Below are 24,491 nucleotides of genomic sequence, written 5' to 3'. Positions count from 1 at the left end.
GGGCGGATCAGCCCTGGTTGTTATTGGTGCCACCGCTTGGGGTTTCACCTTCTTTTGGTTTGAACTGCTTGTCGCTGATGCGGAACTTGTTGCGGCGGTCGCCCATCAGGTAACGCAGGTCGCGGATGCTCAGGTCGCTGACTTCGTGCATGCGGATCAGCAGCGAAGCGCCAACCGGCAGGCGGTGGTGACGGATTTTGCTGATGACCGGTGGCGCCACTTCCAGCGCGCGCGACAGGGCTGCGTCGTTTTTCAGGCGCAGGTTCTCGATCAGGGTATCGAGCAGGCGGTTGGGATTGTATTGCAGCAGATCATCGCCATCCGCATCGTTGTTCATGTCTATGCCGACTTGGTTTGTCATGTCGTCTTTTCCTTCTGTAAAGTTGTCCTGCAAAGTACAACACTCGGGGCTTTGCTGCCGTCAATGTCCAATCCTTACCAGGAGTCTTCGCACACGGACACGGATTTCAGGATAACAAGTTATATAATATATACACAATTGTACAACATCGCGCAATCTCATACCCAACAGCAATAGAAAAATCCCTATTTACCGCAGAGTATTGTTGTCGAGTTGCAACAATGTGTGAGAATTATACACTGACTTCTATGATAAGCTGCTCACGCACACTTTTAATTATCAATTAAAGTTAGTGATATAACAATTCCTGTTGCTAAGAAGCTTAGCTCCAGTAGCTGCGATGCTTCTTATGCATCTATTTTGGGCAAGTTATTTCCAAGTGTCAACAAAACAATACCGTGGCTGGCGTCACGGTACAAGCCGATTTACGCTTGCTTACATCCCTGAAGGCAAGTCCGACGTGCTGGACGCCCCTCTGGCCAGGCGTATCGCATGGCCCAGTTCCACCACCGACATGGCATAAAAATAACTGCGGTTGTATTGCGTGATCGCGAAGAAATTGTTGTTTGCGAGCCAATATTCGGTTGGCTCGGCGCCATTTTGCAGATCGATCAGGCCATACAGCTGCTCCGGCGGCGGCGTGGCGGTGCCGACCCCGGCCGCGTTCAGCTCGGCCGGGCGGTAGCTGGCTTTCAGGCCCTGCTTGAGCATCTCTTCCCAGGCGCGGTTGGGCGACACCGTGGCCGGGTAGACCACCGGGCCAATCTGCTCGCGCTGCCAGCCATGGCTGGTGAGGAAGGCGGCCACGCTGCCGATCGCATCGGTGCTGGAGTTCAGCAGGTCGATCTGGCCATTGCCGTCAAAGTCCACCGCGTATTTCATCACGCTGCTGGGCATGAACTGCGGCATGCCGATGGCGCCGGCAAACGAACCTTTCAGCGACAGCGGATCGATGCCGGTCTGGCGTGCAAACAGCAGCGTTGCTTCGACTTCGCCACGGAAGAAGGCCATGCGCTCGCGCCGCTGCGGCGCCTCCGGATAGGAGAAGGCCAGCGTGGTCAGCGCGTCCAGCACGCGGAAGCGGCCGGTATTGCGGCCATACACGGTTTCCACGCCGATGATGGCGACCAGGATTTCCGCCGGCACGCCGTACAGCGATTCGGCGCGCCGCAGCGCCTCGGCATTCTCGTTCCAGAACTTGACGCCTGCATCGGTGCGCACCGGGTCGATCATCAGCTTGCTGTAGGCTTGCCAGTTCTTCGGCTTGCCCGGTGGCGCCGGCTTGACCAGCTGCACGGCCGCGTCGACATAGCGCACCTGGTTGATCAGCGCGCCCAGTTCGGCGCGGTCGAAACCGTTGCGGGCGGCGACCTCGTCCAGGAAGGCGCGCACTTCCTTCCAGTCGCCGAAGTTGACGTACTCGCCGGTGTAGTCGACGGCGGGCGCGGCTTTCTTTTTCGGCGCGGCCGGCTTTTTCTTTTTCTGCATGCTAGGCGGCAGCTTGTAACCGTAGCGGTCCACTTGCGCGCCGGCGCTGCTGCTCAGGGTCGCTGCGCTCAGCAGCAGGGCGGTGATCAAAGTCTTCATCGGCATAAAGGTAACAGGGTTTTCAGCGCCGCCAGCGACGCCGTGCGTGATTCGGTCCCGCCGGCGCCATACTTCAGCCTACCGTACAGGTGCAAAAACTGCTCCATGGCAGCGTGTTTCGCCGGGCTGGCCGGCATCGCCCGCAAGCGCGCCGCATAGCTGCGCGGGCCTTCGGCGGGACTGCGCGCGTAACCGTGGCGCGCCTGCTGCCGGCAAAAGGCCGTGTACAAGCCGTCCAGCGGATCGGCCGGGCGGCGCCGCAGCCACCACCACAGGCCGGCCGCCAGCGTGGCCGCCATCAGCGCCAGCGCCGCCAGCACGGCGCGCCACTGCGCGACGGCGGCGCCTAGTTCCCCAAGGAAACTTCGCTGCCTATCGGGATTGTAATCCAGTACCCATTGATTCCAAGAATTATTCAGTGCGGCATAGGCGAATCTGAGTTGCGCCAGCCACGAATCGGGATCGTTTTGCAGGTCGATCAGCGGTCCCAGCCCGAACCCCGCCGGACGCGGCAGCGCCCGCGCCAGGTTGCGCTGCACCCGTTCCGGCGCCACCGCCGCAGTCGGATCGACGCGCTGCCAGCCGCTGGCCTGGCTCCAGATCTCGGCCCAGGCGTGCGCGTCGGACTGGCGCACGGTCAGGTAGCCGTCCAGCGGATTGCGTTCGCCGCCCTGGTAGCCGATGACCACGCGCGCGTGCACGCCCATGGCGCGCATCAGCACCACGTAAGCGCCGGCATAGTGTTCGCAAAAGCCGGCGCGGCTGTCGAACAGGAAGGTATCGACCGCGTCCCGGCCGGCCAGCGGAGGTTCCAGCGTGTAGCGGTAGTCCAGGCTGCGGAAGCGTGCCAGCACCAGCTGGCTGAGCTGCTGCGCGCTGGCTTGCGGCTGGGCTGCGCGCCATTGCTGCGCCTGCGCCAGCGCGCGCGGGTTGTAGCCGGCCGGCAGTTCCAGCCAGCGTGCCATGCGCTGCGGCAGTTCGCCCGCTTGCAAGCTGTAATCCAGCCAGGCGCTGGCCTGGTAGCGCACCCGGCGGGTGAGCGGATCGGCGCTGAACTGCTCCATCTCATCGGTATCGCGCAGCCGGTAGCCTGGCAGGTGCAGCTCCGGTCCCGCCAGCTCCAGCAGCGCCAGCCAGCGACTGTTGCTGGCCTCCATCGTGGCTTCGTAGCGCACCGGCGTGCCGCGCGCGTGGATGGCCACCTCCAGCCGCTCCAGCCCGCGCTTGCGCGGCACCCGCGTCCAGGTGCGGCCGTCGTAGTCGCCCAGCACCATGCTGCGCCAGTACAGCTGCGGCTGGGCCGGCGCGGCGTCCAGGAAGCGCACCCGGAAAGCGATGTCGTCCGACTGCGCCAGCGTCGACAGCGTACCCGGCGCCATGCTGTCGCTGAGGCCGGTCTTGCCGCCCAGCGCATCGCCGGGCAAGCCCCACAGCGGACCCTGCATACGCGGGAAGGCGACAAACAGCAGCAGCGCCAGCGGCGCCGCCAGCGCCGCCAGCTTGAGCGCGCCCAGCAGGCGCCGGCGCAGCGGCGGCACAGCGCCACTGTACTGGAATGATTGCTGCGCCGTCAGCAGCACCAGCAGCGCTGCCGCCGCCCACAGCGCGGCCGGCATCGACTGCGTATATAAAAAGCTGGTCAGCAACACGAAATAGCTGAGGAATAGCACCACGAACAGATCGCGTCTGGCGCGCATCTCCAGCAGCTTGAAGGCCAGCAGCAGCACCAGCATGGCGACGCCGGCGTCGCGGCCCAGCAGCGTGCGGTAGGACAGATAGACGCCGCCCATGGCGGCCAGCGCCACCGGCACCAGCAGCCACACCGGCGGCATGCGCCGGCCCAGCCAGGTCAGGCCGGCGCGCCAAAGCAGCGTGACGCAGGCCAGTGCGCTGATCCACAGCGGCAGATAAGGAAAGTGCGGCGCCAGCACCATCAGCGCGGCGGCCAGCAACAGCAGCGTGTCTGACTTGTCGCGCGTCAGCGTGCCCAGCCAGTTCACGCTGCGTCCTCCTGGCCGAACAGCGCCAGTGCGCGCAGGCAGGCGGCCTGGTGGGCGTCGCCGAGGGCGGGGCCGTAGTCGTGTTGCGCCAGGCGGAAGCGGTAGGGCACGGCGCCTTGCTCGGCCATCAGCACCCAGCGCGCCATGCGCGACAGTTTCTGTTCCAGCGGCAGCTGCGGCGGCAGCGCGGCGAAGTCCAGTGCCAGCTCGGCCACCGCGCCGCCTTCAAAATGCTTGCTGACCAGCTGGCCGCCCAGCGCCGGATCGTGGCGTGCGATCTGCCGCCATGCCAGATGCCGCAGCGGATCACCGGCCTGATACGCACGGATGCCGGCGAAATTATCCAGCCCCACCGCGCCATGCCCATCCTCGCTGGCGGCGCCGCTGGACGGCAGCGGCTGCGCCGGCAGCTCGGGCGCCGGATAGACCAGCACCTGCGCATCCGGCTGCCAGTAACTCCAGGCGCGGAACAGCCCAAGCGGAAAGCGCGTCACCAGCCGCACCCGTGGCGCCGCCAGCCAGCCGCGCTGCGGCGCCGGCGCGGACAGCAGCACTGCGCTGGCGCCGCCGGCCGCCACATCCACCGCCTGGCGCGGCTGTCCATCGGCCTGAAAGCCGATCCACAGCGCAAAGCGCTCGCGCCGGCCGGGATTGCGCACCAGTAGCTCGAACTGCGCGGCTTCGCCGGCAAACACCGGCGGCGCGCGGCCCGGCGCCAGCTGCAGCCCGGCCAGGTTGCGCGCGGTCAGCAGCATATCGGCCACTGCGCACGCCGCCGCGAAAAAAGTCAGCGCCCAGCCCAGCCCGAGGTTGTAATTCAGCGCGCCGATCAGCATCACCAGCAGCAGCACCACAAACGCCAGCCCGGCGCGCGCCGGCACGATGAATACCCGGCGCATGCCCAGCGTCACCACGCCCGGCTCACGCGCGCGCAGCTGGAACAGCCACTGGTCGCGGCCTTTGCGGTACCAGGCTTGCAGCGCGCCGCGCATGGCCATCAGACCGGCACCGACGCCTGCAATTGCAGCACCAGATCGCGGCTGGCCAGCGCCACGCCGTGCGCCGATTTCAGCGGCCGCAGCCGGTGCGCGCACACCGGCACCAGCAGCGCCTGCACATCCTCCGGCAGCACATGGTCGCGGCCCTCCAGCGCGGCCCAGGCGCGCGCCGCCTGCAACAAGGCGATGGCCGCGCGCGGGCTCAGCCCCTCGGCGAACATGCCGTTCTGGCGCGACGTCGCCGCCAGCGCCTGCACATAATCGGCCAGCGCCGGCGACACATGGATTTGCCGCAGCGCCTGCTGCTCGCGCGCCAGCTCCTCCGCCGTCATCGCCGCCGGCAGGGATTTCAGCAGCAACCGGCGGTCCTCGCCGAGCAGCAGCGCGCGCTCGGCCGCCGCGTCCGGGTAGCCCAATGAAAGACACATCAGGAAACGGTCCAGCTGCGACTCCGGCAGCGGGAAGGTGCCGACCTGGTGGGTGGGATTCTGGGTGGCGATCACAAAGAACGGCGCCGGCAGCGCGCGCGTCACGCCGTCGGCGCTGACCTGGCGTTCCTCCATCGCTTCCAGCAGGCCGGACTGGGTCTTGGGCGTGGCGCGGTTGATCTCGTCGGCCAGCAGCACCTGGGTGAAAATCGGCCCCGGATGAAACACAAAGCCGTTCTGCTCGCGGTCGTAAATCGAAATGCCGTTGACATCGGCCGGCAGCAAATCGCTGGTGAACTGGATGCGGTTGAAGCGCAGCCCCAGCGAAATCGCCAGCGCATGCGCCAGCGTGGTCTTGCCGACGCCCGGCACATCCTCGACCAGCAAATGGCCGCCGGCCAGCAGGCAAGCCAGCGCCTGGCGGATCTGCAATTCCTTGCCGACTATGATCTCGCCAACCTGGCGGGCGGCCGCGTGCAATTTTGTGCTCATGATATGTATGGTAGATTAGCGCCTGAGGGGATTCTACAGAAAAACATGACCACCGCCATCTACAGCCATCCCGATTGCCAGCGTCACGACATGGGAGACTGGCATCCTGAATCGCCTGCGCGCCTGCAGGCCATCGCCGACCAGCTGATCGGCTCGCACATCAGCGACCTGCTGGAACACCGCGAAGCCCCGCTGGTCGCGCTCAGCGACCTGGAACGCAACCACAGCAAGAACGCCATCGCCATCGTGCGCGACAACGTGCCGGCCGAGGGCGATACCTATCCGCTCGACAGCGACACCTCGCTCAACGCCTGGAGCTGGCGGGCCGCGCAGCGCGCCGCCGGCGCCGCCGTGGCCGCGACCAACGCGGTGCTGGACGGTGAGATCGACAACGCCTTCTGCTCGGTGCGCCCACCCGGCCACCACGCGCGGCCGATCGAACCAATGGGCTTCTGCCTGTTCAACAATATCGCGGTGGCGGCCAAGCACGCGCTGGACGTACGCGGCTTGTCGCGGGTGGCCATCGTCGACTTCGACGTCCACCATGGCAACGGCACCGAAGAATCCTTTCTGCACGAGCCGCGCGCGCTGATGGTCAGCTTCTACCAGCACCCGCTGTATCCGTACAGCGAGCCGCAGCCGATCAGCGAGCATCTGGTCAACGTGCCGGTGCCAGCCCATACCAAGGGCGATGTGGTGCGCCAGATCGTCACCGAGCAATGGCTGCCGGCGCTGCATGCATTCAAGCCGGAGATGATCTTCATCTCGGCCGGTTTCGACGCCCACCGCGAAGACGACATCGGCGGCATGGGCCTGGTGGAGGCGGATTACGCGTGGATGACCGAGCAGATCATGGCGGTGGCGCGGCAGCACGCCGGCGGCCGCATCGTCAGCTGCCTGGAGGGCGGCTACAGCCTGTCGGCGCTGGGCCGCAGCGCGGTCGCCCACATCAAGGCGCTGGCCGAACTCTAACGCAGATTCTTGTCGAGGAAGGCCTCGACCCTGGTCCAGAAGTCGATGCGGTTTTCCGCGTGGCGCCAGCCGTGCGCCTCTTCGTAAGTCAGGTAGTCGACGTTGGGATTGTTGGCGCGCACCGCGTCGCGGAAGCGGGTGGCGTGCACGATGGGCACGCGCAAGTCTTCCAGGCCGTGCGCCATCAGCAGCGGCTGTTTCAGCTCGGCCGCACGCAGCAAGGGCGAATAGCGCTTGAACTGTTCGGCGTCCTGGTCGGGATCGCCGATCAGCGTGCGCAGGTCGTAATTCAGCGCGTCGGTCGAGGTATCCGAATACGGCGTGTTGAACATCAGGTTGATGTCGGTGACGCCGGCCCATTCGACGCCGGCGCGGAATATTTCCGGATGCTTGATCAGCCCCATCAGCGTGGCGTAGCCGCCATAGCTGGCGCCCATGATGCCGATGCGCCTGGGATCGGCCCAGCCCTGCTGGACCGCCCACAGCGCGGCATCGGCCAGGTCGTCCTGCATGCTCATGCCCCATTGTTTCAGGCCGGCCTGGAAGTGGTCATAGCCATAGCCGGTGCTGCCGCGGAATTCCGGCTGGATTACCACATAGCCGCGCGAGGCCAGGAACTGCGCCTGGGCGTCCCAGTTCCAGAACACGCCGCGCACATTCGGGCCGCCGTGTACCAGCACGATGGCCGGGCGCGGACCTGCCGGCTGGCCCGGCGGCAGCGTCACATAGGCCGGAATCTTGCGGCCGTCGCGCGCCGTGTAGCGATAGAAGTCGCGCAAGCCCATCTGCTTGGGATCGATGCCCGGATGGGCGCTGCCCAGCGCCAGCAGCTTGCCGCTGGCGCGCTGGTACAGCACATAGCTGGTTGGCTGGCGGTCGGATGCCACCGACACCAGCAGCATCGGCCCTTGCAGGCACTCGTCGGCGCAGCGGATGGTGTTGGTGGTATTGGGCAGCAGTGCGTCAATGCGGGCCTGCTCGGCTTGCAGCTGCGGATTGAGCCACCAGGTGGAGCCGGCGTCGCCGTACAGGTGCACCCCCATCAGGCGGTGGCTGGCATAGTCGATGACCGGTTGGCCACGGTAGTCGAAGCCGGCCAGCGCCACGATCGGTTCGGCCGCCATTTTCATGGTTTTCAGGTCGTAGCGGAACAGCGCCTCATAGCCTTGGTAAGTGGCGCGCACGAACAGGGTGTCGTCGCCGTCGAAGAATTGCGGCACGAAGCCGCTGCTGCGATAGCACTCGGTGTTGTTGATCTCGCGCCAGGCGGTTTCCTGGGCGCGCCGGTAATGGCTGCTGCAACGGCCGTTCAGCTGCGTCTGCACGACGCGCGGCTGGCCATAGGTGTCGACCATCCAGCGCTTGACGGCGGCCGGCTGCGTGCCTTCCAGTGCGCTGCTCAAGGCGCGCGTGCGGGTATTCAGGCGGTACAGGCGCGAATGGATGGGGGCGCGGTCGACATTATTCCACGTGTACTTCTCGACCAGAATATCGTCCGAGCCGTCGTGCGCCACTGCCACGAAGGCATAGTCGGCGGTCAGCTTCTGCGACTTGATGGTGCTGCCGGTGTTTTGCTGCCGATGCTGCCAGTTGCCGGTGATGAGATGAACCAGGTTGCTGCCGTCGCGATCGACCGCGACTTCCTCCAGGTTGCCACGGAACTCGATGCGCATATTCTTGACGGTGGCGCCGAGACGTTTCTCGTTAATCCAGTGCACATCGGTGATGACTTCCTGGCCCGAGGTGGTGAATACGCCGCTGACCCTGGCGGGATCGCTGGTGTCGTGCACCGCCAGCACGCTGCCGCCGTCGGCAGCGGTAATCACCGCCGCGACATAGCCGCCCTTGGGCGACAGTTCGACCTGCGACACTTGCGGCGTCTGGAAAAATTGTTCGACGGTGGGCGTTGCGGCGAGCGCGCTGCCGGCAGCGGCCAGCAGGAGGAGGGGGAGCAGGGAATGTTTCATAAGACCTCTATGATTACAATATGGCAATCATAGAGGTGCATTGCTTTTTTGTCTACTGGCCTTTGCTATGCACGTCCGCGCCGCTACGGGCCGACCAGCGGTACAGGCCCGAGACGATGGCCGCACCCAGCACCAGGGCGATGATCATGGTGGTGCCTTCGCCCATGCTGTTGGCGATGGCCAGCGGCTCGCCAACACCGGACAGCACAATCATGCCGGCCAGCGCGACATTGAACAAGCTCTCGCCAACGATGAAGCCGGACATCACCAGCACGCCGATGCGCTTGGCCGACTCGCCGCCGGCTTTCTTCTCCATCGCGCGCTCGAACAGCCAGCCGGCCACGGCGCCGATCACCACCGGCGTAATCACCGCACTCGGCAGGTAGATCGCCAGGCCGACGCCCAGCGGCGGCAGCGAGTACTTATCGTTGCTGGCCTTCTTCAGCGCGAAGTTAATCAGTACCAGGCCCAGGCCGATCAGCGCGCCATAGCCCAGCAGATCCCATTGCAGATTGCCGCCGATGACGCCCTTGGCCAGCGTCGAGATCAGCAGCGCCTGCGGTGCGGCCAGCGGCTGGTCGGAGATCGAATCCAGATTCGGCGCACCGACAAAGCCGTTGGCGTGATTCAGCAGTTCCAGCACCGGCGGCACCACGCACGAGCCGGCGGCCACGCCGATCAGCAGACCGACCTGCTGCTTCCACGGGGTGGCGTTGACCAGCTGGCCGGTCTTCAGATCCTGCAGATTGTCGTTGCCGATCACCGCCACCGCCAGCACCACGGTGGTGACGAACAGCGCGAAGGCGATCAGCGCCTGTGCCACTTCCGGGCCCATCACGCTGCGGCCGACGAAGCCGACGCTGAGCGCCGCGCCGAGGATAGTCAGGATGGCGATGCCGGACACCGGCGAATTCGACGAGCCGATCAGACCGGCCATATAGCCGCACACGGCCGCCGCGAAAATACCGGCGATCAGGATGTAGCCGACGCCGACCGCTACCAGCGGCAGTGCCAGCGAGGCCAGCGGACCGCCTTGCAGGAAGCTGGCCAGCAGCCAGCCGGCCGGCACCAGCGCAATCAGCGTCACCAGGCCGACGAAGAAAATCGGAATATCCAGCTCGGTGCGATCCAGCGACGCGCCTTCCAGCTTGGCCTTGCGCGCGGTGTCCATGGCCGACTTCAGGCCGCCGAGGATAGGCTTGGCCAGGCCGGCCAGCGTGATGATGGCGGCGATGCCGATCACGCCGGCACCCATCATGCGCACCTGTTTGGACCAGATGCTGAGTGCGTGGTCAGCCACTGCCATGCCGGCAGCGGCTGGCGTCAGGCTGGTCATCAGCGGCACCAGGATGCCCCAGGCGATCACCAGGCCGGCCAGCATGGCCACGCCCACCGTGATGCCCATCAGGTGGCCGGCGCCGATCAGCGCCAGCGAGCTGGACGCGCCGATGCCGGTGGCGCCGGAGCCGGTGCGGAAGAAGATCGCCACTTCAGCGGCCATCAGCTTGGCGGCGGCGAGGGCGGCGAAAGCGGCCGAGGTCAGGCCGCCCCAGATCACCGCGCGCAGACCGGCCTTGCCTTCGGCCGCGCCTTCACGCGAGGCCATGCCGACCTTCAGCACTTCAGCGGCGGCCACGCCTTCCGGATACGGCAGTGTCGATTGCGACACCAGCGCGCGGCGCAGCGGCACCGTGTACATCACGCCCAGCACGCCGCCGATGGCGCAGGCGCCGAAGGTCGGCCAGAACGGCACGTGCGCCCACCAGCCTATCATCAGCAGGCCGGGCAGGACGAAAATCACCGACGCCAGCGTGCCCGCTGCGGAGGCAATGGTCTGGACGATGTTGTTTTCCTGGATGGTGGCGTCCTTGAACGCGCTGAGCAGGGCCATCGAGATCACGGCGGCCGGGATCGAGGTGGCGAAGGTCAGGCCGACCTTCAGGCCCAGGTAGACCTGGGCGGCGGTAAATACCAGCGTAATCAGAATGCCCAGAATAATCCCGCGTAGGGTGATTTCCTTCGGGTTGGACGGTGCAGCTATGCTCATCTTCAGCACTCCGGTTGATAAATATTGTTTATATGGTTAGAAAAGGGAAAGGCGACTCATGATAAACGAATCCTGCACCGGTTAGCAGGTAAAATAGCAGGTTGTCAGAACGTTTTTGAAGGTCAGAGCATGTCGATACAATGGTACCCAGGGCATATGAATGCCGCCAAGAAGAAGGCGGCGGAACAGATGGAGAACACCGATCTGGTGATCGAAGTGGTCGACGCGCGCCTGCCCGAAGCCAGCACCAACCCGATGGTGGAAGAGCTGCGCAAATTCCGCCAGCGCCCGTGCCTGAAGATCCTCAACAAGATCGACCTGGCCGATCCGGCCGCCACCGCTGCCTGGACCGCGTATTACAACGCGCAGGAAGGCGTGACCGCGTATGCGATGACCACCAAGAAACCGGCCGACGTGGCGCGCATCCCGGAGCTGGCCAAGCAGCTGGCGCCGCACCGTGGCGTGCCGACCAAGCCGCTGCGCATCATGATCATGGGGATTCCCAACGTCGGCAAATCGACGCTGATGAATGCGCTGCTGAAAAAGCGCGTGGCGAAAGTCGGCGACGAGCCGGCGGTGACCAAGCAGCAGCAGAAGCTGTATCTGGACAAGAACACGGTGCTGGTCGATACGCCTGGCATGCTGTGGCCGAAGATCGCCTTGCCGAGCGACGGCCTGATGCTGGCCGCCAGCCATGCGATCGGCTCGAATGCGCTGATTGAAGAGGAAGTGGCCGAATTCCTGGCCGGCGAGCTGCTGGTGCATTACCCGGAACTGCTGGTGGCGCGCTACGGCTTCAAGGACATCGAAACGTTTGACGCGATCGGTGTGGTGGAAGGCGTCGGCGTCAAGCGCGGCTTCCGCCAGAAGGGGGGCGATCTGGATTACGAAAAAGCCGCACACACCTTCCTGGGCGACTACCGCAGCGGCATCCTGGGGCGCATCTCGCTGGAAACGCCGGCCACGCGTGGCGTACGGCTGGAGCAGCACGCAGCCGAAATGGCGGCCAAGGCCGCCGAGAAAGCCGCTATCGCCGCTGAAAAAGCCCGCGCCGCCGCCAACGGCAAGCGCGGTAGCTAACCGAGCCTGAAGCTGCTGACCGCGAGGGCGCCCATGAAGGCGTCCTCGTGATACGGCACCGTCGCGGCTTCGTCTTCCGCCGCGCCCAGCACCACCATCAACGGCAGCAGATGCTCTTCGCGCGGATGCGCCATGCGCGCCGCCGGCGCCTGCTCCCAATCGATCAACTGCGCGCTACGCTGCGCCGCTGGCAGCGCCATCGTCGCGCGCAGCCAGCCATCAAACGCGTGCGAAGCCGCCGCGCCAGCCGCGTTGAAAGCGCGCAGGTTGTGATAACTCAGCCCACTGCCGACAATCAGCACCCCTTGCTCGCGCAACGGCGCCAGCAAGCGTCCCACCGCCAGATGCTCCTTTGGATCCAGTCCGTACTTGAGCGACAACTGCACGATCGGCACATCCGCCTGCGGATACACCGGATACAGCGCACTAAAAGTGCCATGATCAAATCCACGCTGGCCATCCAGCACCGCATGCACGCCGCCGGCTTCCAGCAAACCGCGCACCTGCGTTGCCAGCTCCGGCGAACCCGGCGCCGGATACTGCACCTCATAGGTATGCGGCGGGAAGCCGCCATAGTCATAAATCATCGGCGGTTTCGGCGACGACGACAGCATGAAATCGCGTCCCTCCCAGTGCGCGGTAATCACCAGCAGCGCTTTCGGCGTAACGCCGAGCTGGCGCGGGATATCGCGCAGCGCGGCGTCCAGCTTGCCGTACAGGTGGCCGACCTGGTCCATCATGAACGGCCAGGGGCCGCCGCCGTGGGACAGAAAATAAGTAGGTAGCTTCATTGTGAGTTCCTTTCAGCCTTTACTATAGGGACTCATAGTTGCGTAATCAATGCAGTAAATATAGATAGATCATATCCAAAAACTGAATGACCTTGCCGAGCGTATAATGTTGCGACGCCTCCCGCATGCTTCCTGCCCGCTTAGAAAACGATACAACATGAATTCCTCCGCATTCCGTCCGCGCCTGCTGGCTGCCGCCGTCTCTCTGTGCTTTGCCGCGCCCGCGATCCACGCTGAAGAAGCCGATGTGGCGCAAGCCGGCCAGGCGCTGGCGTCGATTAGCGTGACCGGCGCGCGCTTCGACGCCGAGCCGTCGCTGGCGCCGGTTGGCGCGATCATCATCAGCGCCGACGAGATCCGCCGTGCTGGCGCGAATGACGTCAACGCGGCCATCCGCAAGGTCGGCGGCGTGTATGGCCGCCAGTCGCTGGACGGCAGCCCGGACTTCGGCCTGGATCTGCGCGGCTTCGGCACCAACAGCAGCCAGAATCTGGTGATCGTGCTGGATGGCGTGCGCCTGTCTGAGAATGAACTCAGCAACGCGGTGCTGTCGACCATCCCGATCGACACGGTGGAGCGGATTGAAATCACGCGCGGCGGCGCCAGCGTGCTGTATGGCGGCGGCGCCACCGGCGGTGTGATCAACATCGTCACCAGGCGTCCGCAGGCCAACAGCCGCAGCGCCAGCATGTTCGTTGAAGGCGGCCAGTTCAACGCTGGTGAAGTGCGCCTGTCCGGCGCGCAAGCCTGGGATAACTTCGCTGCCGACGCAACGCTGGGCACCCAGCGCACCGACAACTACCGCGACAACAACGAATTCAAGCAAACCCACTTCAGCGGCGGCGCGCAATGGTTTGCCAGCCAGTTTGATCGCGTCGGCTTCCGCTATGAGGGCGCGCGCCAGGAGATGCAATTTGCCGGCGCGCTGAAAGAAGCGCAGTTTACAGCCTACCCACGCCAGACCTTGACGCCGAATGACTATGGCTCGCTCGACAGCGACCGCCTGACCGTCTTTGGCCAGCGCCGCCTGTACGGCCACGATATCGCCGCTGATCTGTCGTATCGCAAGAAGACGGTGGAGTCGACCTACTTCTACGACGGCGTGCCGTCGCCTGCTACCTACGACAGCAAGCAGTGGCAGTTCTCGCCGCGCGTGCGCAAGCTGGGCGCCATCAAGGGCATGGTTAATGAACTGGTGGCCGGCGTCGACCTCACCAAGTGGGAGCGCACCACCGCCTCTGGCTTCTCCGCTGCCGACGCCGAGCAGAAATCCAAAGCGCTATACCTGCGCGACGAACTGCGCTTCGATCCAGCGCATGAGGGCCGCATCTCGGCCGGCGTGCGCCGCGAAATCTTCGACAAGGATTACGCCGATCCGCTGACCTTCGCTGCCTACGACGCCAAGCAGGCGCTCAATGCGTGGGAACTGCAAGCCAGCTATATGCCGGTTGCAAATGTGACGGTATTCGGCAAGCTGGGGCAGAGCTTCCGCGTCGCGACCTCGGAAGAGGACTCCTACACGCCGTTGTTCAACAAACCGCTGGCGGCGCAGCAGTCGCACGACGCGGAGCTGGGCCTGAGCTACGCCAGCGCCACGCAGAAAATCACGGCGCGCTTGTTCCGTCACAACCTGACTAATGAAATCTTCTTCGATCCAACGGCGAACTTCGGCTGGGGTGCCAACACCAATCTCGATCCAAGCCGTCGCCAGGGCTTCGAGCTGGATGCGGAGCACAGGATCAACGCAGCATGGGCGGTCAACGCGCATTACCAGCACGTACAGGCCAAGTTCCGCGACGGCGTCAACGACGGCAAGGAGATGGTGCTGGTGCCGAAAAATACGCTGAGCGCGCGTGTGGCCTGGACCGGTGCCAGCCAGACCGCCGACGTGGGCGTGCAATGGACCGACAAGCAGCGCTATGGCGCCGACTTCGCCAACGACTGCGCGGGCCAGATGCCTTCCTACACCACGCTGGATGCGCGCTATGCGCGCACCTTCGGCCAGTGGGAATGGGCAGTGTCCGGCCAGAACCTGGCGGATAAAAACTACTTCTCGCAAGCCTTCGGCTGCAAGGCCGGCATCTATCCATCCAACGGCCGCCAGCTGAAGCTTTCGGCGCGCTACAGTTTCTGATGCGCAGCCTTGCCTTGATGCTGGCGCTGGCCGGCGCATGCACGGCGGCGCATGCGGCGATCACGGTGCAGGACGACGCCGGCAACCGCGTCACGCTGGCCAAGCCGGCGCAGCGGGTGATCTCGACCGCGCCGCACATCACCGAACTGCTGTTCGCAGCCGGTGGCGGCGAGCGCGTGGTTGGCGCGATGAACTACAGCGACTATCCGGAAGCGGCCAAGCGCCTGCCGGTGATCGGCACCAACGCGCAGATCGACATGGAGCGCCTGCTGGCGCTGCGTCCGGACCTGCTGGTAGTATGGAAAACCGGGAATACCGAGCGCCAGCTGGCGCAGCTGCAAAGCCTGGGCATCCCGATCTTCTACAGCGAGCCGAAAAAACTCGACGACGTCGCCACCAGCCTGACCCGCCTGGGCCAACTGCTGGGCAGCGACGCGGTTGCGCAAGCCGCTGCGCGCGACTATCGCCAGAAGATCGGCAAGCTGTCCGCCAGCTATGCTCAGCGCGCGCCGGTGCGGGTGTTCTACCAGATATGGGAAAAGCCGCTGTTCACACTCAACGGCGAGCATATCGTCACCGACGCGCTGCGTACCTGCGGTGGACGCAATATCTTCGCCGGCCTGAAGGTGACTGCGCCATCGGTCAGCACCGAGGCGGTATTGCAGGAGAATCCGGAAGCCATCATCGGCGGCGAGCAGCATGACGGCCAGGCCGGCATCGGCATCTGGAAGCCCTACACCGGCTTGCAAGCGGTCCAGCGCGGCAATCTGTTCATGCTGGACAGCGAGCTGCTGGTGCGCGCCACGCCGCGCATCGCCGACGGCGTTGCCGTGCTGTGTGAGAAACTGGACCAGGCGCGCCGCCGGCGCCCTTAAAAGCAGCTTAGAAGCAACTTGGCCGCTAGGCCGAAACCGGGGAAAAGTGGTAATCTCCCCGCGTTCATCTCACACTTGAAGGATAGTTATGCGTTTCCTGAACCTGCTGCGCCCCCTGATCGCCAGCGTTGCTTTTATGGCCGCTGCCGCCGGCGCTTCCGCCGCCGACTTCAAGGATGGCCTGGATTACAACAGCGTCAGCGGACCGCGTCCTGACACCGGCAAAAAAGTCGAGGTGCTGGAATTCTTCATGTACCACTGCCCGCACTGCAATGTGCTGGACCCGCTGCTGACCGACTGGCTCAAGAAAAATAGCGATAAAGTGGTATTCCGCCGCATGCACATGGGCGACGATGCGCAAGCCCACGCCTTCTACACGCTGGAGGCGCTGAACATCACCCATCTGCATGAGAAAATCTTCCACGCCATCCACGTCGACCGCAACCGCCTGAATACCGATCAGGCGCTGCTGGATTTCGTGGTGAAAAACGGCGTGGATAAAGCCAAATACCAGGCGGCCTTCAATTCTTTCGGCGTACAGACTAAACTGAAACGCGCGCAACAGGTGGCGGCGCAGTATAAACTGGACAGTGTGCCAGCATTGGTCATTGACGGCCGCTACACCACCTCGCCGGCGGTGGCAGGGCACGGACTGAGTTCGCCGGCAGACGCACACAAAGCCATGTTCGCGGTGGTGGACAGCCTGGTGGCCAAGTCGCTGCAGGAACGCGCCGCAAAGAAGTAATCAAGGAAGGACGGATAAGACAATGAAATTCCCGCGCAATGAGCGAGAAGAGGCCGAAGGCCAGGTTATGAAGATTTACAAGGAGTCTTCGCCTGCGCTGGAGACTTTGTTTGAATGGTCGCATATCAATCATCTGGCCTGGAGCCTGGTGATTGTTTTCATGGGCCTGATCTTCTGGATGGGCATCGCGCTGGTGAATGCCGAGAACCAGCGCAATGCGCTGATCAGCAAGCAGTGCCGCGATCCGGTCTTCAAGACGGAGCTGGACAAAAAGTGCCTGAGCAGCGTGCAGTCGCGCGAGCATTGGTGGCAGCACTTGACCTACGCGATGTCCAATCTGAGTCCGGAGAAGTAAGCGATGAAGCAAGTGCTTCTGGTGACCGGCAGCAGCCGCGGTATTGGCGCGGCCACCGCGCTGCTGGCCAGCCGCCGCGGCTACGCGGTCTGCATCAACTATCACAGCAATGCCGCAGCGGCCGAGCGTCTGCGCGCGCAGATTGCGGGCGAGGGCGGCGAAGCCATCGCCGTGCAGGCTGACGTTGGCGTCGAGGCCGACGTGCTGCGCCTGTTCAGCAGCATCGACGAAGAACTGGGGCCGTTGACGGCACTGGTCAACAACGTTGGCGTGCTGGAGCAGCAAGGGCAGTTGGCCGATATGTCGGCCGAGCGCTTGCAGCGTGTGCTGACCACCAATGTACTCAGCTACTTCCTGTGCAGCCGCGAAGCGGTGCGGCGCATGTCCACCGCGCGTGGCGGGCAGGGCGGCGGCATCGTCAACGTCTCGTCGGGCGCGTCGCGCCATGGCGCTGGCAATGTCTATGTCGATTACGCGGCCAGCAAGGGGGCGATCGATGTGTTCACGCTGGGACTGTCGAAGGAAGTCGGGCCAGAGGGCATCCGCGTCAACTGCGTGCGGCCGGGGATTGTCTACACCGATATCCATGCCAGCGGCGGCGATGCGGACCGCGTCAACAAGCTGGCGTCTACGGTGCCGCTGGGACGTGGCGGCCAGCCGGAGGAGATTGCTGAGACGATCTTGTGGCTGCTGAATCCACAGTCGTCTTATGTCAGCGGCGCCATACTCGACGCCGGAGGCGCCCGGTAAGCCGGTCAGCGCAACGAGGACGGGGCGCTGCGCTGCTGCGGTCTACGCCAGCTCGGCAAAACGCCGTTGCAGATACGCGATCAGCAGCGCCACGCGCGGCGGCTGATAGCGGTCGCGGTGGTACAGCAGCGTCAGCGGCTCGCTGTCGGTGAAGTATTCATCCAGCACCGTCGCCAGCCTGCCGCAGCGCAGGTCATCCGAAATATCCAGTATCGCCTTGTAAGCATAGCCCTGGCCGGCGATGGCCCATTTGCGCAAAATCTCACCGTCATTGCTTTGCTGGCCGCGCCGCAAGCGCACCGAGCGGCGCTCGTCCGCTTCATCGTTGCTGTAATAGCGCCACTCCTGCATCGCGCCCATGGCCGTTACCAGCACCAGCGTCGGCAGGTCTGCCAGGTCCTCCGGCGTGGCGGGGCCGCCATCGCGGGCAATCAGCGACGGCGCCGCGCATACCACGCGCCGGCTGGGCGCCAGCACGCGCGTCACCATGTCGCTGCCGGCCAGCTGGCCGTAGCGCAGCACCAGGTCCGGATCGTCCTGCACCATATTGGAGGCGTTGCCGCTCAGCGTCAGCGCATACTGGATCTCTGGATGGCGGGCGCGAAACTCGTCCAGCATCGGCATCAGCACATTGCGGCCCAGGTCGGACGGCGCCGAAATCTTGACCACGCCGCGTACGCTGCCGGTGCCCGCTTGCAGGTTGGTTTCCGCTTCGCTCATCAGCGCCAGCGCCTGTTCGCTGAAGTGGCGGTACAAGCGGCCTTCCTCGGTCAGCCGCAGCTGGCGCGTGGTGCGCTCGAACAGCTTCACCTGCAGCGATGCTTCCAGCCGCTGGATGCTGGCGCTGGCCGCCGCTGGCGACAAGCCCTGCTTGCGGCCGGCAGCGGAAAAGCTGCCCAGCTGCGCGGCGTCGATGAACAGGCGTATCAGGTTGCTATCCATGGATCACCACCGTGCAGCTTGTGCCGGCCACCAGCTCCAGGTCTTGCGGCTTGGCGTCGATGTGGATGCGCACCGGCACGCGCTGCGCCAGGCGCACCCAGTTGAAGGTCGGGTTGACGTCGGCCAGCAGCTCGCGGCCCAGGTTAGCATCGCGGTCCGTGATGCCGCGCGCAATGCTTTCGATATGGCCTTGCAGCTGCGTGGCGCCGCTCATCATGTGGACTTCCACCTTGTCGTTGAGCTTCAGCAGCGGCAGCTTGGTTTCTTCAAAATAGCCGACCACGTAGAACGAGCTGCTGTCGATCAGCGCCAGCTTGGCTGCGCCCACTGCCGCAAAGTCGCCCGGATGCACATTCAGATTGGTGACATAGCCAGTGACCGGCGCGCGCACCACGGTGCGCTCCAGGTTCAGCTGCGCCAGTTCGCGCGCGGCCAGGGCGGCCTGGTATTGCGCGGACGCGGTGCCGACTGCGGCGTCGGCGGTTTCCTTGCTCTCTGCGGAAACGATGGAGCTGTCGAGTCCCGCGCGGCGCTTGGCCTCCTGCGCGCGGCGGCCTTTTTCCACCTGCTGCGACGCCAGCAGCGCTTTGCTCTGCGCCAGCGCGTTTTCGTAGCGCGCCTTGTCGACCACGAACAGCACCTCGCCTTTTTGCACCAGCTGGTTATCGCGCACCAGCACTTCGGTCACGGTGCCGGCAACGTCGGCGCTGATGGTGATCACGTCGGCCTTGACGCGGCCGTCACGGGTCCAGGCCGATTCCATGTAATGGTCCCAGGCGGAACGGCCGCTCCACAGGGCCGCCGCCAGCAACAGCATGGTCAGGCAAAAACGGAAAATTTTAGATGCGCTCACAGAAGGCTCTCAAGGATAGTAATTATTGGTACAAGCTGACCAGCAGGGCACTGAAGATGCAGACGAACATGCAGAGGCGCACCAGCGCCGGGTGCCAGCTGCCGCGATACGCGCCGGCATGGCTCAGCACTGCATCCAGCACCAGCTGCAATAAGGCGCTGAGTAAGAACACCGGCAGCACGCCGGGCAGCAGCACGCCAAAAAAATCGATTTCACGCGGCACGGATATCTCCTGTCGAAAGCTGGTCCAGCAAGGACGTGTAGATGGAATGTAGATCGGTCAGCGCCGTGCTAAGGCGCGCGCGGCGCTCGTGCTGCGCGTCGGGCAGGGCGGCGCGTATGGCGCTGCCGGCGTCCAGGATGGCTTGCAGCGCGGTTTCGCCGGTGGCGCGCGATGGCGCGTCCAGATAGGCGGCCAGTTCGCGCAGCACCGCTTGCAGGCTGTCGCGCGCATCACCGGCATGCGAGGCAGCCAGCAGCTGGCGCAGCTCGATCACCGCGTGGCCGAGCTCCAGCAAGGTCAGGCCCTGGCGCACCACGGCGCGTGTTTCAGCGCCGGGCGCCGGACCGGCGGCGGCGTTCAGTTGGCTCAGCAGGTCGCGCACGCGGTTGTCGAAACGGCGCTTGAGACGATACAGCCCTTTGCTGCAGGCGTTCTGCGCCTCGCGCCACAGCGCGGCGGCGACGTGGCCGCGATGGCCCATCGTATGCTCCGGCAGCACTACCTTGAACATCAGGAAGGCCACCACCACGCCCATGGTCAGTGACAATTCGCTGCTGAGGAAGGACTCGACGTCGTAGCGCATCATATTCATCGGCACCACCAGCGTCGCCGAGAACATGCCCAGGCCGATGCCGACACCGGCCCAGCGCGGGCCGCTGCTCAGGTAAGCGGCGAAGGAAAACAGCGGCAGCGCCGCCAGCATCATCGGGAAGAAACTGTCCGAGCTGGCGACCATGAAGAATTCGGTAATGAAGTCCAGCGGAATCGCCAGCAGGAAGCCGATCAGCACTTGCTGCACCAGCGCTGTCGGGCGCGGCGATGACGAGGCCAGCGCGCAGAAAATGGTCGCCATCAGAATCGCATTGACCATGCCCGGCCAAGCCAGCCAGTACCACATGGCGGCCGTCACCAGCAGCGTGGCACCGGCGCGGAAGCCGCTGGCGGCGATGATGGCGGGCGGCGTCTTGGGCGAGTAGGCGCCGGGATCGCTGACCTGCTGGCGTTTCTGCTGCGCCAGGCCGTGGTACAGCGCGGCGAAGTCGGCCAGGTTGCCGGCGAAGCGTTCCAGCAGCTCGACCGCCGTGTCGAAATCGATCAGCAGCGCGCGCTCCAGCGTCGCGCTGGCCGCCAGCTGCGCACGCGCGAGCGCGATGTCGGCTGTCAGTGCACTGCGCATCTGCGCCAGCCGCGCCGGCGTCAGCTCCTCGGTCAGCGTTTGCGCCATGTGCGCGTACATCGGCTCCACCAGCGCCAGCACCGGGCCTTCGCCGGCGGCGCGCATGCGGTGGCTGAGGCGGTGCAGCGTATAGAAGGTGGTTAACGCCGTCATGAAGGCGGCGTTGAAGGCGTGCAGCTGGCGGGTTTGCGACCGCGAGTGGCCGGCTTCAAAGAAGGCGGCGGCGCGGCCGGATTCCAGCGCAGCGATATCGGCGGCAAACTTCAGGTGGTTTAATTCGGCCTCCGCAGGCGTGATGCGGTGTTCCAGCACCTGGCGGCAAAAGCCGATGAAGCCGGCGTAGCGTGCCTGCACGGTGCGCATCACTGCGCGCGAATGGCGGCGCGGGAAGATCACGTCGTGCACCACCGCCGAACAGAGGATGCCCAGGCCGACTTCGGTCACACGGGTGACCGCCAGCATGAACACGCCGGACGGCGCGTCAACCGCCGGCACGGCGATCATCACGGCGGTGTAGCCGGCCAGCACAAAACTGTACGACTGCTGGTTGCGGTGCATGGCCGCGCCACCGGTGCACAGCGCCACCCACAGCGCCAGACCGAGAAACAGCACGGTCGGCGACTGCGGGAACAGCGCCACCAGCGTCAGTGCGGCGGCGCAGCCGACCAGTGTGCCGAGAAAACGGTGCAGGGCTTTTTCCAGCACCATGCCGCTGCTGGGCAGGGCCAGCACAATGGTGGTGGCGAGGGCGGTATAAGGAGCATCAAGACCGAGGCGGAACGCCAGCCACAAGGCGGAGAAGGCGGCCAGCATGGCCTTGAGCACATAGATCCAGCGTTCCCCTTCGGTGCGCAGCCAGTCGGCGGTTTGCGCGTGCAGCCAGAAGAGGGCTCTCCGCGCCGCGCTGTGGTCCGAAGAAGGAGAGGCGGCGGGAGAGGCGTTCATGTGGTCAGGTCAGGTGATTGATTCTAAATTATCCAGCTGCCTTTTCAGCAGCGCTTCCAATTGCTTCACTTCTTCCGCGCTATAGCCGTCATAGGCGCGGGTGGTGGTGGCCCAGACTTCCGGCAGCACCTTCTCGGCCAGCGCACGGCCTTCGTCCGTCAGCGAGATCATCACGCAGCGGCGGTCGCCCGGACGGTTGCCGCGCGTGATCAGGCCCTGCGACTCCAGGTCATTGCATACGCGCGTCAGGTTGGCCGGCTTTTCCATGCAGGCCTCACCCAGCGTCGATGCAGTCGAAGTCTCATTGTCCGAACCGTACAGCACCGCCAGCACCATATAGCTGGCGTCGACCAGCTCGTACTTGCGCAGCGCGGCGTTACTCAAATCTTTCATCCGTTTCTGGATGTGGTAGGTCATGCGCAACAGCCGCATCAACTCCTCTGGAAACTCCGGCATTCGGCCATGGATGTTTTTTAGGCGTTTTTTAGTCGCTTCAAAACTACTCATTGCCACTCCTCTAATATTTTTGGAAAGGACTGATTGTACTATTTAAGTGTCAATTCAAATCCAGTTTTATGCCTCCGCCTAGCGCCGACATCAACAAAGCATAATTATCCAGCTGTTTGCTGGCCACTTGCGCCATCTGCTGCTGCTCGTTCAACAGCGTCAATTGCGCGTTGATGACGTTGAGCGTGTCAGTCAGGCCGGCCTGATAAGCCTTTTCCGCAAGCTGCTGCTGGCGCCGCGCCGAAGCCAGCGCGCGTTGCGCCAGCTGGTCCTGCTGCCTGACCGAGTCGATTTTAATGACTGCGTTTGCAACCTCGGAAAGCGCCTGTATCACCGTGGCGTTGTACTGTTCCACCGCGCCGTCGTAGGCTGCGGTCTGGTTGCCCAGTTGACTACGCAGTCGCCCGCCTTCAAACACCGGCAGGCTGATGGCCGGCGCGATCCCGCGCGTCTGCGAACCGCTTTCCAGGAAGTGGCCGAAGCCCAGCGACTGCTGGCCGACAAACGCCGCCAGGTTGATGTTCGGGTAGAAGTCTTTTTTTGCCACACTGATGCGCGCGCCTGCCGCTTCCACGCGCCAGCGCTGCGCCACGATATCGGGGCGATGGCCTACCAGCTGCGCCGGCAGGTCAGCCGGCACCGCCTCGGCGTGCGTGCTGGTCAGGGCCAGCAGTGGCCGGGCAATGGTTTCGCCATCGCCCGGTCCTTTGCCGATCAGTGCCGCCAGCTGGTTGCGCAGCAGGGCGATGCTTTCGCCGTATTGCTCATGCTCGCGCCGTCCAGCTGGCAGTGTGGTTTCGATGCTGCTCACTTCCATGTCGCTGGCCAGCCCGGCCGCCTTGCGGCGGCGCGTGATCTCCAGGATGCGCTGGCGCTGCGCCAGGTTGTCCGCCACGCTGTCCTGCAAGGCATACGCCAGCGACAGCTGGATATAGCTGCGGACGATGGAGGTTTCCAGCGTCAGGCGCGCCATCTGCGACTCGGCGGCGGCCAGATGGACTTCATCCAGCGCCGCCGCCAGCGCATCGCGATTGCGACCCCACAAATCCAGATCGTAGGAACCGGATAGCGTGGCGCTGTTCTTCCACGCGTAGTTCCCGGCGAGTGGTGCGGGGATCGTACTGTGCGCCGAGTACAACTCGCGGTCGGCACTGGCCGAGGCGTCAACGCGCGGCAGCGTAGCGGCCTTGGCGACGCCGGCCAGCGATTCTGCCTGACGCACACGGGCCAGTGTGGCGCGCAATGACGGGTTGTCGCTCAGCGCGGCAGTCACCAGCTGGTTCAGCTGCTGGTCGTGCAACGCTTCCCACCAGCGCTCGTCCGGCCATGCAATGTTTGCGCTGGCGGCGGCAATGGCCTTGCCCGGATTCAGGTCGGCGGACTTGAGGCGGGTGGCTTGCGGCTGGACGCTGCCCATATTGGCGCAACCGGCCAGCACGCAAACGGAAAGTGCGAACGAAAGCTGCTTCACCGGTGACGCTTAGTGCTTGACGATGTGCTTGCGGGTCTGGGCGACGTCGGAGTCGGCCTCGGTTTCCAGCAGCGTGCCGTTCTTGCGCGCTTCGAGGAACTCCGCCTGCACTTCGGCGCGGGTCTTGCCTGCGGTCTGCTTGGCGGCCGGGACCTTCTCGGTGGTTTGCGCGAAAGCGTTGGTGACGGTGGTGGCGGTCGCCGCGATGGCGAAAGCAACGGTGGCGGCCGCAGTCAACAGTTGTCTGGCAGTGGTGCTCATGATGTTCTCCGTATTTGATGTGTATAAGTATGGAGATGAATAATACATTTGTAAAGTAAAAAATTCCTATGAGCACGATAGCCTGGACCCCACCCTTAAGCGCGTGGCCGTACCGACCAGCGGCAAGCGAGATGTTTTACTATGGTTTTTATGGCAAGGAGATCATCATGGCTGACAGCACTTTAGATCCGGATAACCTTCCCGCAGGCGCCGACCGCACGCTGGGGCGCGGCCACGGCACGCGCGCGCTGGGTCCAAGCGACAACTCCGACAGCGGCAGCGACATGGTCGGCCAGCCGGGCGGCGAAATGGATAGCGACACCGATGCGCAGGGCACCGGCGAGCGTCCCAGCGTGGGACGCGAAGATATCCCCTCGGATATCGGTTATGACCATGTTGAGACGATGCCGCCGATGGACGGTGAGCTGAGCGGCGCGCCAGCCGGCGTGGACGCCGACATCGAGGGCGACGTGCCGCCGCAGTCGCAGCGCGAGGAGCGCCGCGACTGGTCGCGTGCCGACTAAGTCCTG

23 protein-coding genes are annotated in these 24,491 nt (G+C 64.5%); 8 read left to right on the top strand and 15 right to left on the bottom strand.

Translation table 11 applies throughout. The features are described 5' to 3' along the window. Positions 1 to 7: 7 nt before the first annotated feature. From KW842_RS09690 to KW842_RS09670, 5 genes are all read right to left on the bottom strand, one after another. Positions 8 to 361, bottom strand: a complete 354-nt coding sequence (locus KW842_RS09690; RefSeq protein WP_218303890.1) for a hypothetical protein — start codon at positions 359 to 361, stop codon at positions 8 to 10. A 435-nt stretch (positions 362 to 796) separates the two neighbouring features. Continuing rightward, positions 797 to 1,954, bottom strand: coding sequence for a lytic murein transglycosylase B (mltB, locus tag KW842_RS09685; RefSeq protein ID WP_218303889.1), 1,158 nt, complete (start codon positions 1,952 to 1,954; stop codon positions 797 to 799). Next, positions 1,945 to 3,948 (bottom strand): DUF3488 and DUF4129 domain-containing transglutaminase family protein, encoded by a 2,004-nt coding sequence (locus KW842_RS09680; protein WP_373925158.1) that lies wholly within the window; start codon positions 3,946 to 3,948, stop codon positions 1,945 to 1,947. Before KW842_RS09680 ends, mltB begins: the two co-directional genes overlap by 10 nt. Continuing rightward, positions 3,945 to 4,940 (bottom strand): DUF58 domain-containing protein, encoded by a 996-nt coding sequence (locus tag KW842_RS09675; RefSeq protein WP_218304266.1) that lies wholly within the window; start codon positions 4,938 to 4,940, stop codon positions 3,945 to 3,947. Before KW842_RS09675 ends, KW842_RS09680 begins: the two co-directional genes overlap by 4 nt. Positions 4,941 to 4,945: 5 nt before the next feature. Further along, a complete protein-coding gene (locus KW842_RS09670; protein ID WP_218303888.1) occupies positions 4,946 to 5,866 on the bottom strand; it encodes a MoxR family ATPase in 921 nt (306 codons plus the stop codon). Positions 5,867 to 5,911: 45 nt separating this feature from the next. Between KW842_RS09670 and KW842_RS09665 the strand changes: the two genes are divergently transcribed. Continuing rightward, positions 5,912 to 6,838 carry a histone deacetylase family protein gene (locus KW842_RS09665; protein ID WP_218303887.1) on the top strand — a complete coding sequence of 309 codons (927 nt, stop codon included), beginning with the start codon at positions 5,912 to 5,914 and terminating at the stop codon, positions 6,836 to 6,838. On the opposite strand, the gene KW842_RS09660 is transcribed toward KW842_RS09665, so the two are convergent. Both KW842_RS09660 and KW842_RS09655 read right to left on the bottom strand, forming a co-directional pair. Next, a complete protein-coding gene (locus tag KW842_RS09660) occupies positions 6,835 to 8,805 on the bottom strand; it encodes a S9 family peptidase (protein WP_218303886.1) in 1,971 nt (656 codons plus the stop codon). The genes KW842_RS09665 and KW842_RS09660 overlap by 4 nt on opposite strands. A 52-nt stretch (positions 8,806 to 8,857) precedes the next feature. Beyond that, the gene (locus KW842_RS09655; protein ID WP_218303885.1) at positions 8,858 to 10,852 is read right to left on the bottom strand and encodes an OPT family oligopeptide transporter; all 1,995 of its coding nucleotides are present in this window, start codon (positions 10,850 to 10,852) and stop codon (positions 8,858 to 8,860) included. 129 nt (positions 10,853 to 10,981) lie between these two features. Between KW842_RS09655 and ylqF the strand changes: the two genes are divergently transcribed. Beyond that, positions 10,982 to 11,932, top strand: coding sequence for a ribosome biogenesis GTPase YlqF (ylqF, locus tag KW842_RS09650; RefSeq protein WP_218303884.1), 951 nt, complete (start codon positions 10,982 to 10,984; stop codon positions 11,930 to 11,932). Here ylqF and KW842_RS09645 read toward each other — a convergent pair. Beyond that, positions 11,929 to 12,723, bottom strand: coding sequence for a class III extradiol ring-cleavage dioxygenase (locus KW842_RS09645; RefSeq protein ID WP_218303883.1), 795 nt, complete (start codon positions 12,721 to 12,723; stop codon positions 11,929 to 11,931). The genes ylqF and KW842_RS09645 overlap by 4 nt on opposite strands. A 157-nt stretch (positions 12,724 to 12,880) precedes the next feature. On the opposite strand from KW842_RS09645, the gene KW842_RS09640 reads away from it, so the two are divergent. The 5 genes from KW842_RS09640 to KW842_RS09620 all read left to right on the top strand — a co-directional run bounded on the left by KW842_RS09640 (position 12,881) and on the right by KW842_RS09620 (position 17,582). Further along, positions 12,881 to 14,857: a TonB-dependent receptor gene (locus tag KW842_RS09640; RefSeq protein ID WP_218303882.1), complete on the top strand. Its 1,977-nt coding sequence runs from the start codon at positions 12,881 to 12,883 to the stop codon at positions 14,855 to 14,857. Further along, the gene (locus KW842_RS09635; protein ID WP_218303881.1) at positions 14,857 to 15,732 is read left to right on the top strand and encodes a cobalamin-binding protein; all 876 of its coding nucleotides are present in this window, start codon (positions 14,857 to 14,859) and stop codon (positions 15,730 to 15,732) included. The genes KW842_RS09640 and KW842_RS09635 overlap by 1 nt, the downstream gene beginning before the upstream one ends. Before the next feature lie 88 nt (positions 15,733 to 15,820). Further along, positions 15,821 to 16,477 (top strand): thiol:disulfide interchange protein DsbA/DsbL, encoded by a 657-nt coding sequence (locus tag KW842_RS09630; protein WP_218303880.1) that lies wholly within the window; start codon positions 15,821 to 15,823, stop codon positions 16,475 to 16,477. A gap of 22 nt (positions 16,478 to 16,499) precedes the next feature. After that, positions 16,500 to 16,832 (top strand): hypothetical protein, encoded by a 333-nt coding sequence (locus KW842_RS09625; RefSeq protein WP_218303879.1) that lies wholly within the window; start codon positions 16,500 to 16,502, stop codon positions 16,830 to 16,832. A 3-nt stretch (positions 16,833 to 16,835) separates the two neighbouring features. Beyond that, positions 16,836 to 17,582, top strand: coding sequence for an SDR family oxidoreductase (locus KW842_RS09620; protein WP_218303878.1), 747 nt, complete (start codon positions 16,836 to 16,838; stop codon positions 17,580 to 17,582). 42 nt (positions 17,583 to 17,624) lie between these two features. Here KW842_RS09620 and KW842_RS09615 read toward each other — a convergent pair whose 3' ends face one another. Genes KW842_RS09615 through KW842_RS09585 form a run of 7 tightly spaced genes read right to left on the bottom strand, consistent with a single transcriptional unit; the run spans position 17,625 to position 23,961 of the window. After that, on the bottom strand, positions 17,625 to 18,524 hold the full coding sequence (locus KW842_RS09615) for a LysR family transcriptional regulator (RefSeq protein ID WP_218303877.1): 900 nt from the start codon (positions 18,522 to 18,524) through the stop codon (positions 17,625 to 17,627). Then, positions 18,517 to 19,377, bottom strand: a complete 861-nt coding sequence (locus KW842_RS09610; protein ID WP_218303876.1) for an efflux RND transporter periplasmic adaptor subunit — start codon at positions 19,375 to 19,377, stop codon at positions 18,517 to 18,519. Before KW842_RS09610 ends, KW842_RS09615 begins: the two co-directional genes overlap by 8 nt. Positions 19,378 to 19,399: 22 nt before the next feature. After that, on the bottom strand, positions 19,400 to 19,600 hold the full coding sequence (locus tag KW842_RS09605; protein ID WP_218303875.1) for a DUF1656 domain-containing protein: 201 nt from the start codon (positions 19,598 to 19,600) through the stop codon (positions 19,400 to 19,402). Then, complete coding sequence (locus KW842_RS09600; protein WP_218303874.1) at positions 19,590 to 21,722, bottom strand: FUSC family protein; 2,133 nt, start codon at positions 21,720 to 21,722, stop codon at positions 19,590 to 19,592. The genes KW842_RS09605 and KW842_RS09600 overlap by 11 nt, the downstream gene beginning before the upstream one ends. Before the next feature lie 9 nt (positions 21,723 to 21,731). Then, entirely contained in the window at positions 21,732 to 22,229 is a 498-nt protein-coding gene (locus tag KW842_RS09595) for a MarR family winged helix-turn-helix transcriptional regulator (RefSeq protein WP_218303873.1), read from the bottom strand. 49 nt (positions 22,230 to 22,278) lie between these two features. Further along, positions 22,279 to 23,700: an efflux transporter outer membrane subunit gene (locus KW842_RS09590; RefSeq protein ID WP_373925157.1), complete on the bottom strand. Its 1,422-nt coding sequence runs from the start codon at positions 23,698 to 23,700 to the stop codon at positions 22,279 to 22,281. 9 nt (positions 23,701 to 23,709) lie between these two features. After that, positions 23,710 to 23,961, bottom strand: coding sequence for a DUF4148 domain-containing protein (locus tag KW842_RS09585; protein WP_218303872.1), 252 nt, complete (start codon positions 23,959 to 23,961; stop codon positions 23,710 to 23,712). Between the two features lie 167 nt (positions 23,962 to 24,128). Here KW842_RS09585 and KW842_RS27460 point away from each other — a divergent pair, with 167 nt between their 5' ends. Beyond that, positions 24,129 to 24,485, top strand: coding sequence for a hypothetical protein (locus KW842_RS27460; protein ID WP_229223602.1), 357 nt, complete (start codon positions 24,129 to 24,131; stop codon positions 24,483 to 24,485). Positions 24,486 to 24,491 lie beyond the last annotated feature (6 nt).

The organism is Duganella sp. sic0402, from assembly GCF_019219065.1.
In the GTDB taxonomy this organism is placed as follows: Bacteria; Pseudomonadota; Gammaproteobacteria; order Burkholderiales; family Burkholderiaceae_D; genus Rugamonas.
This window is presented reverse-complemented; position numbering and strand designations above follow the sequence as displayed.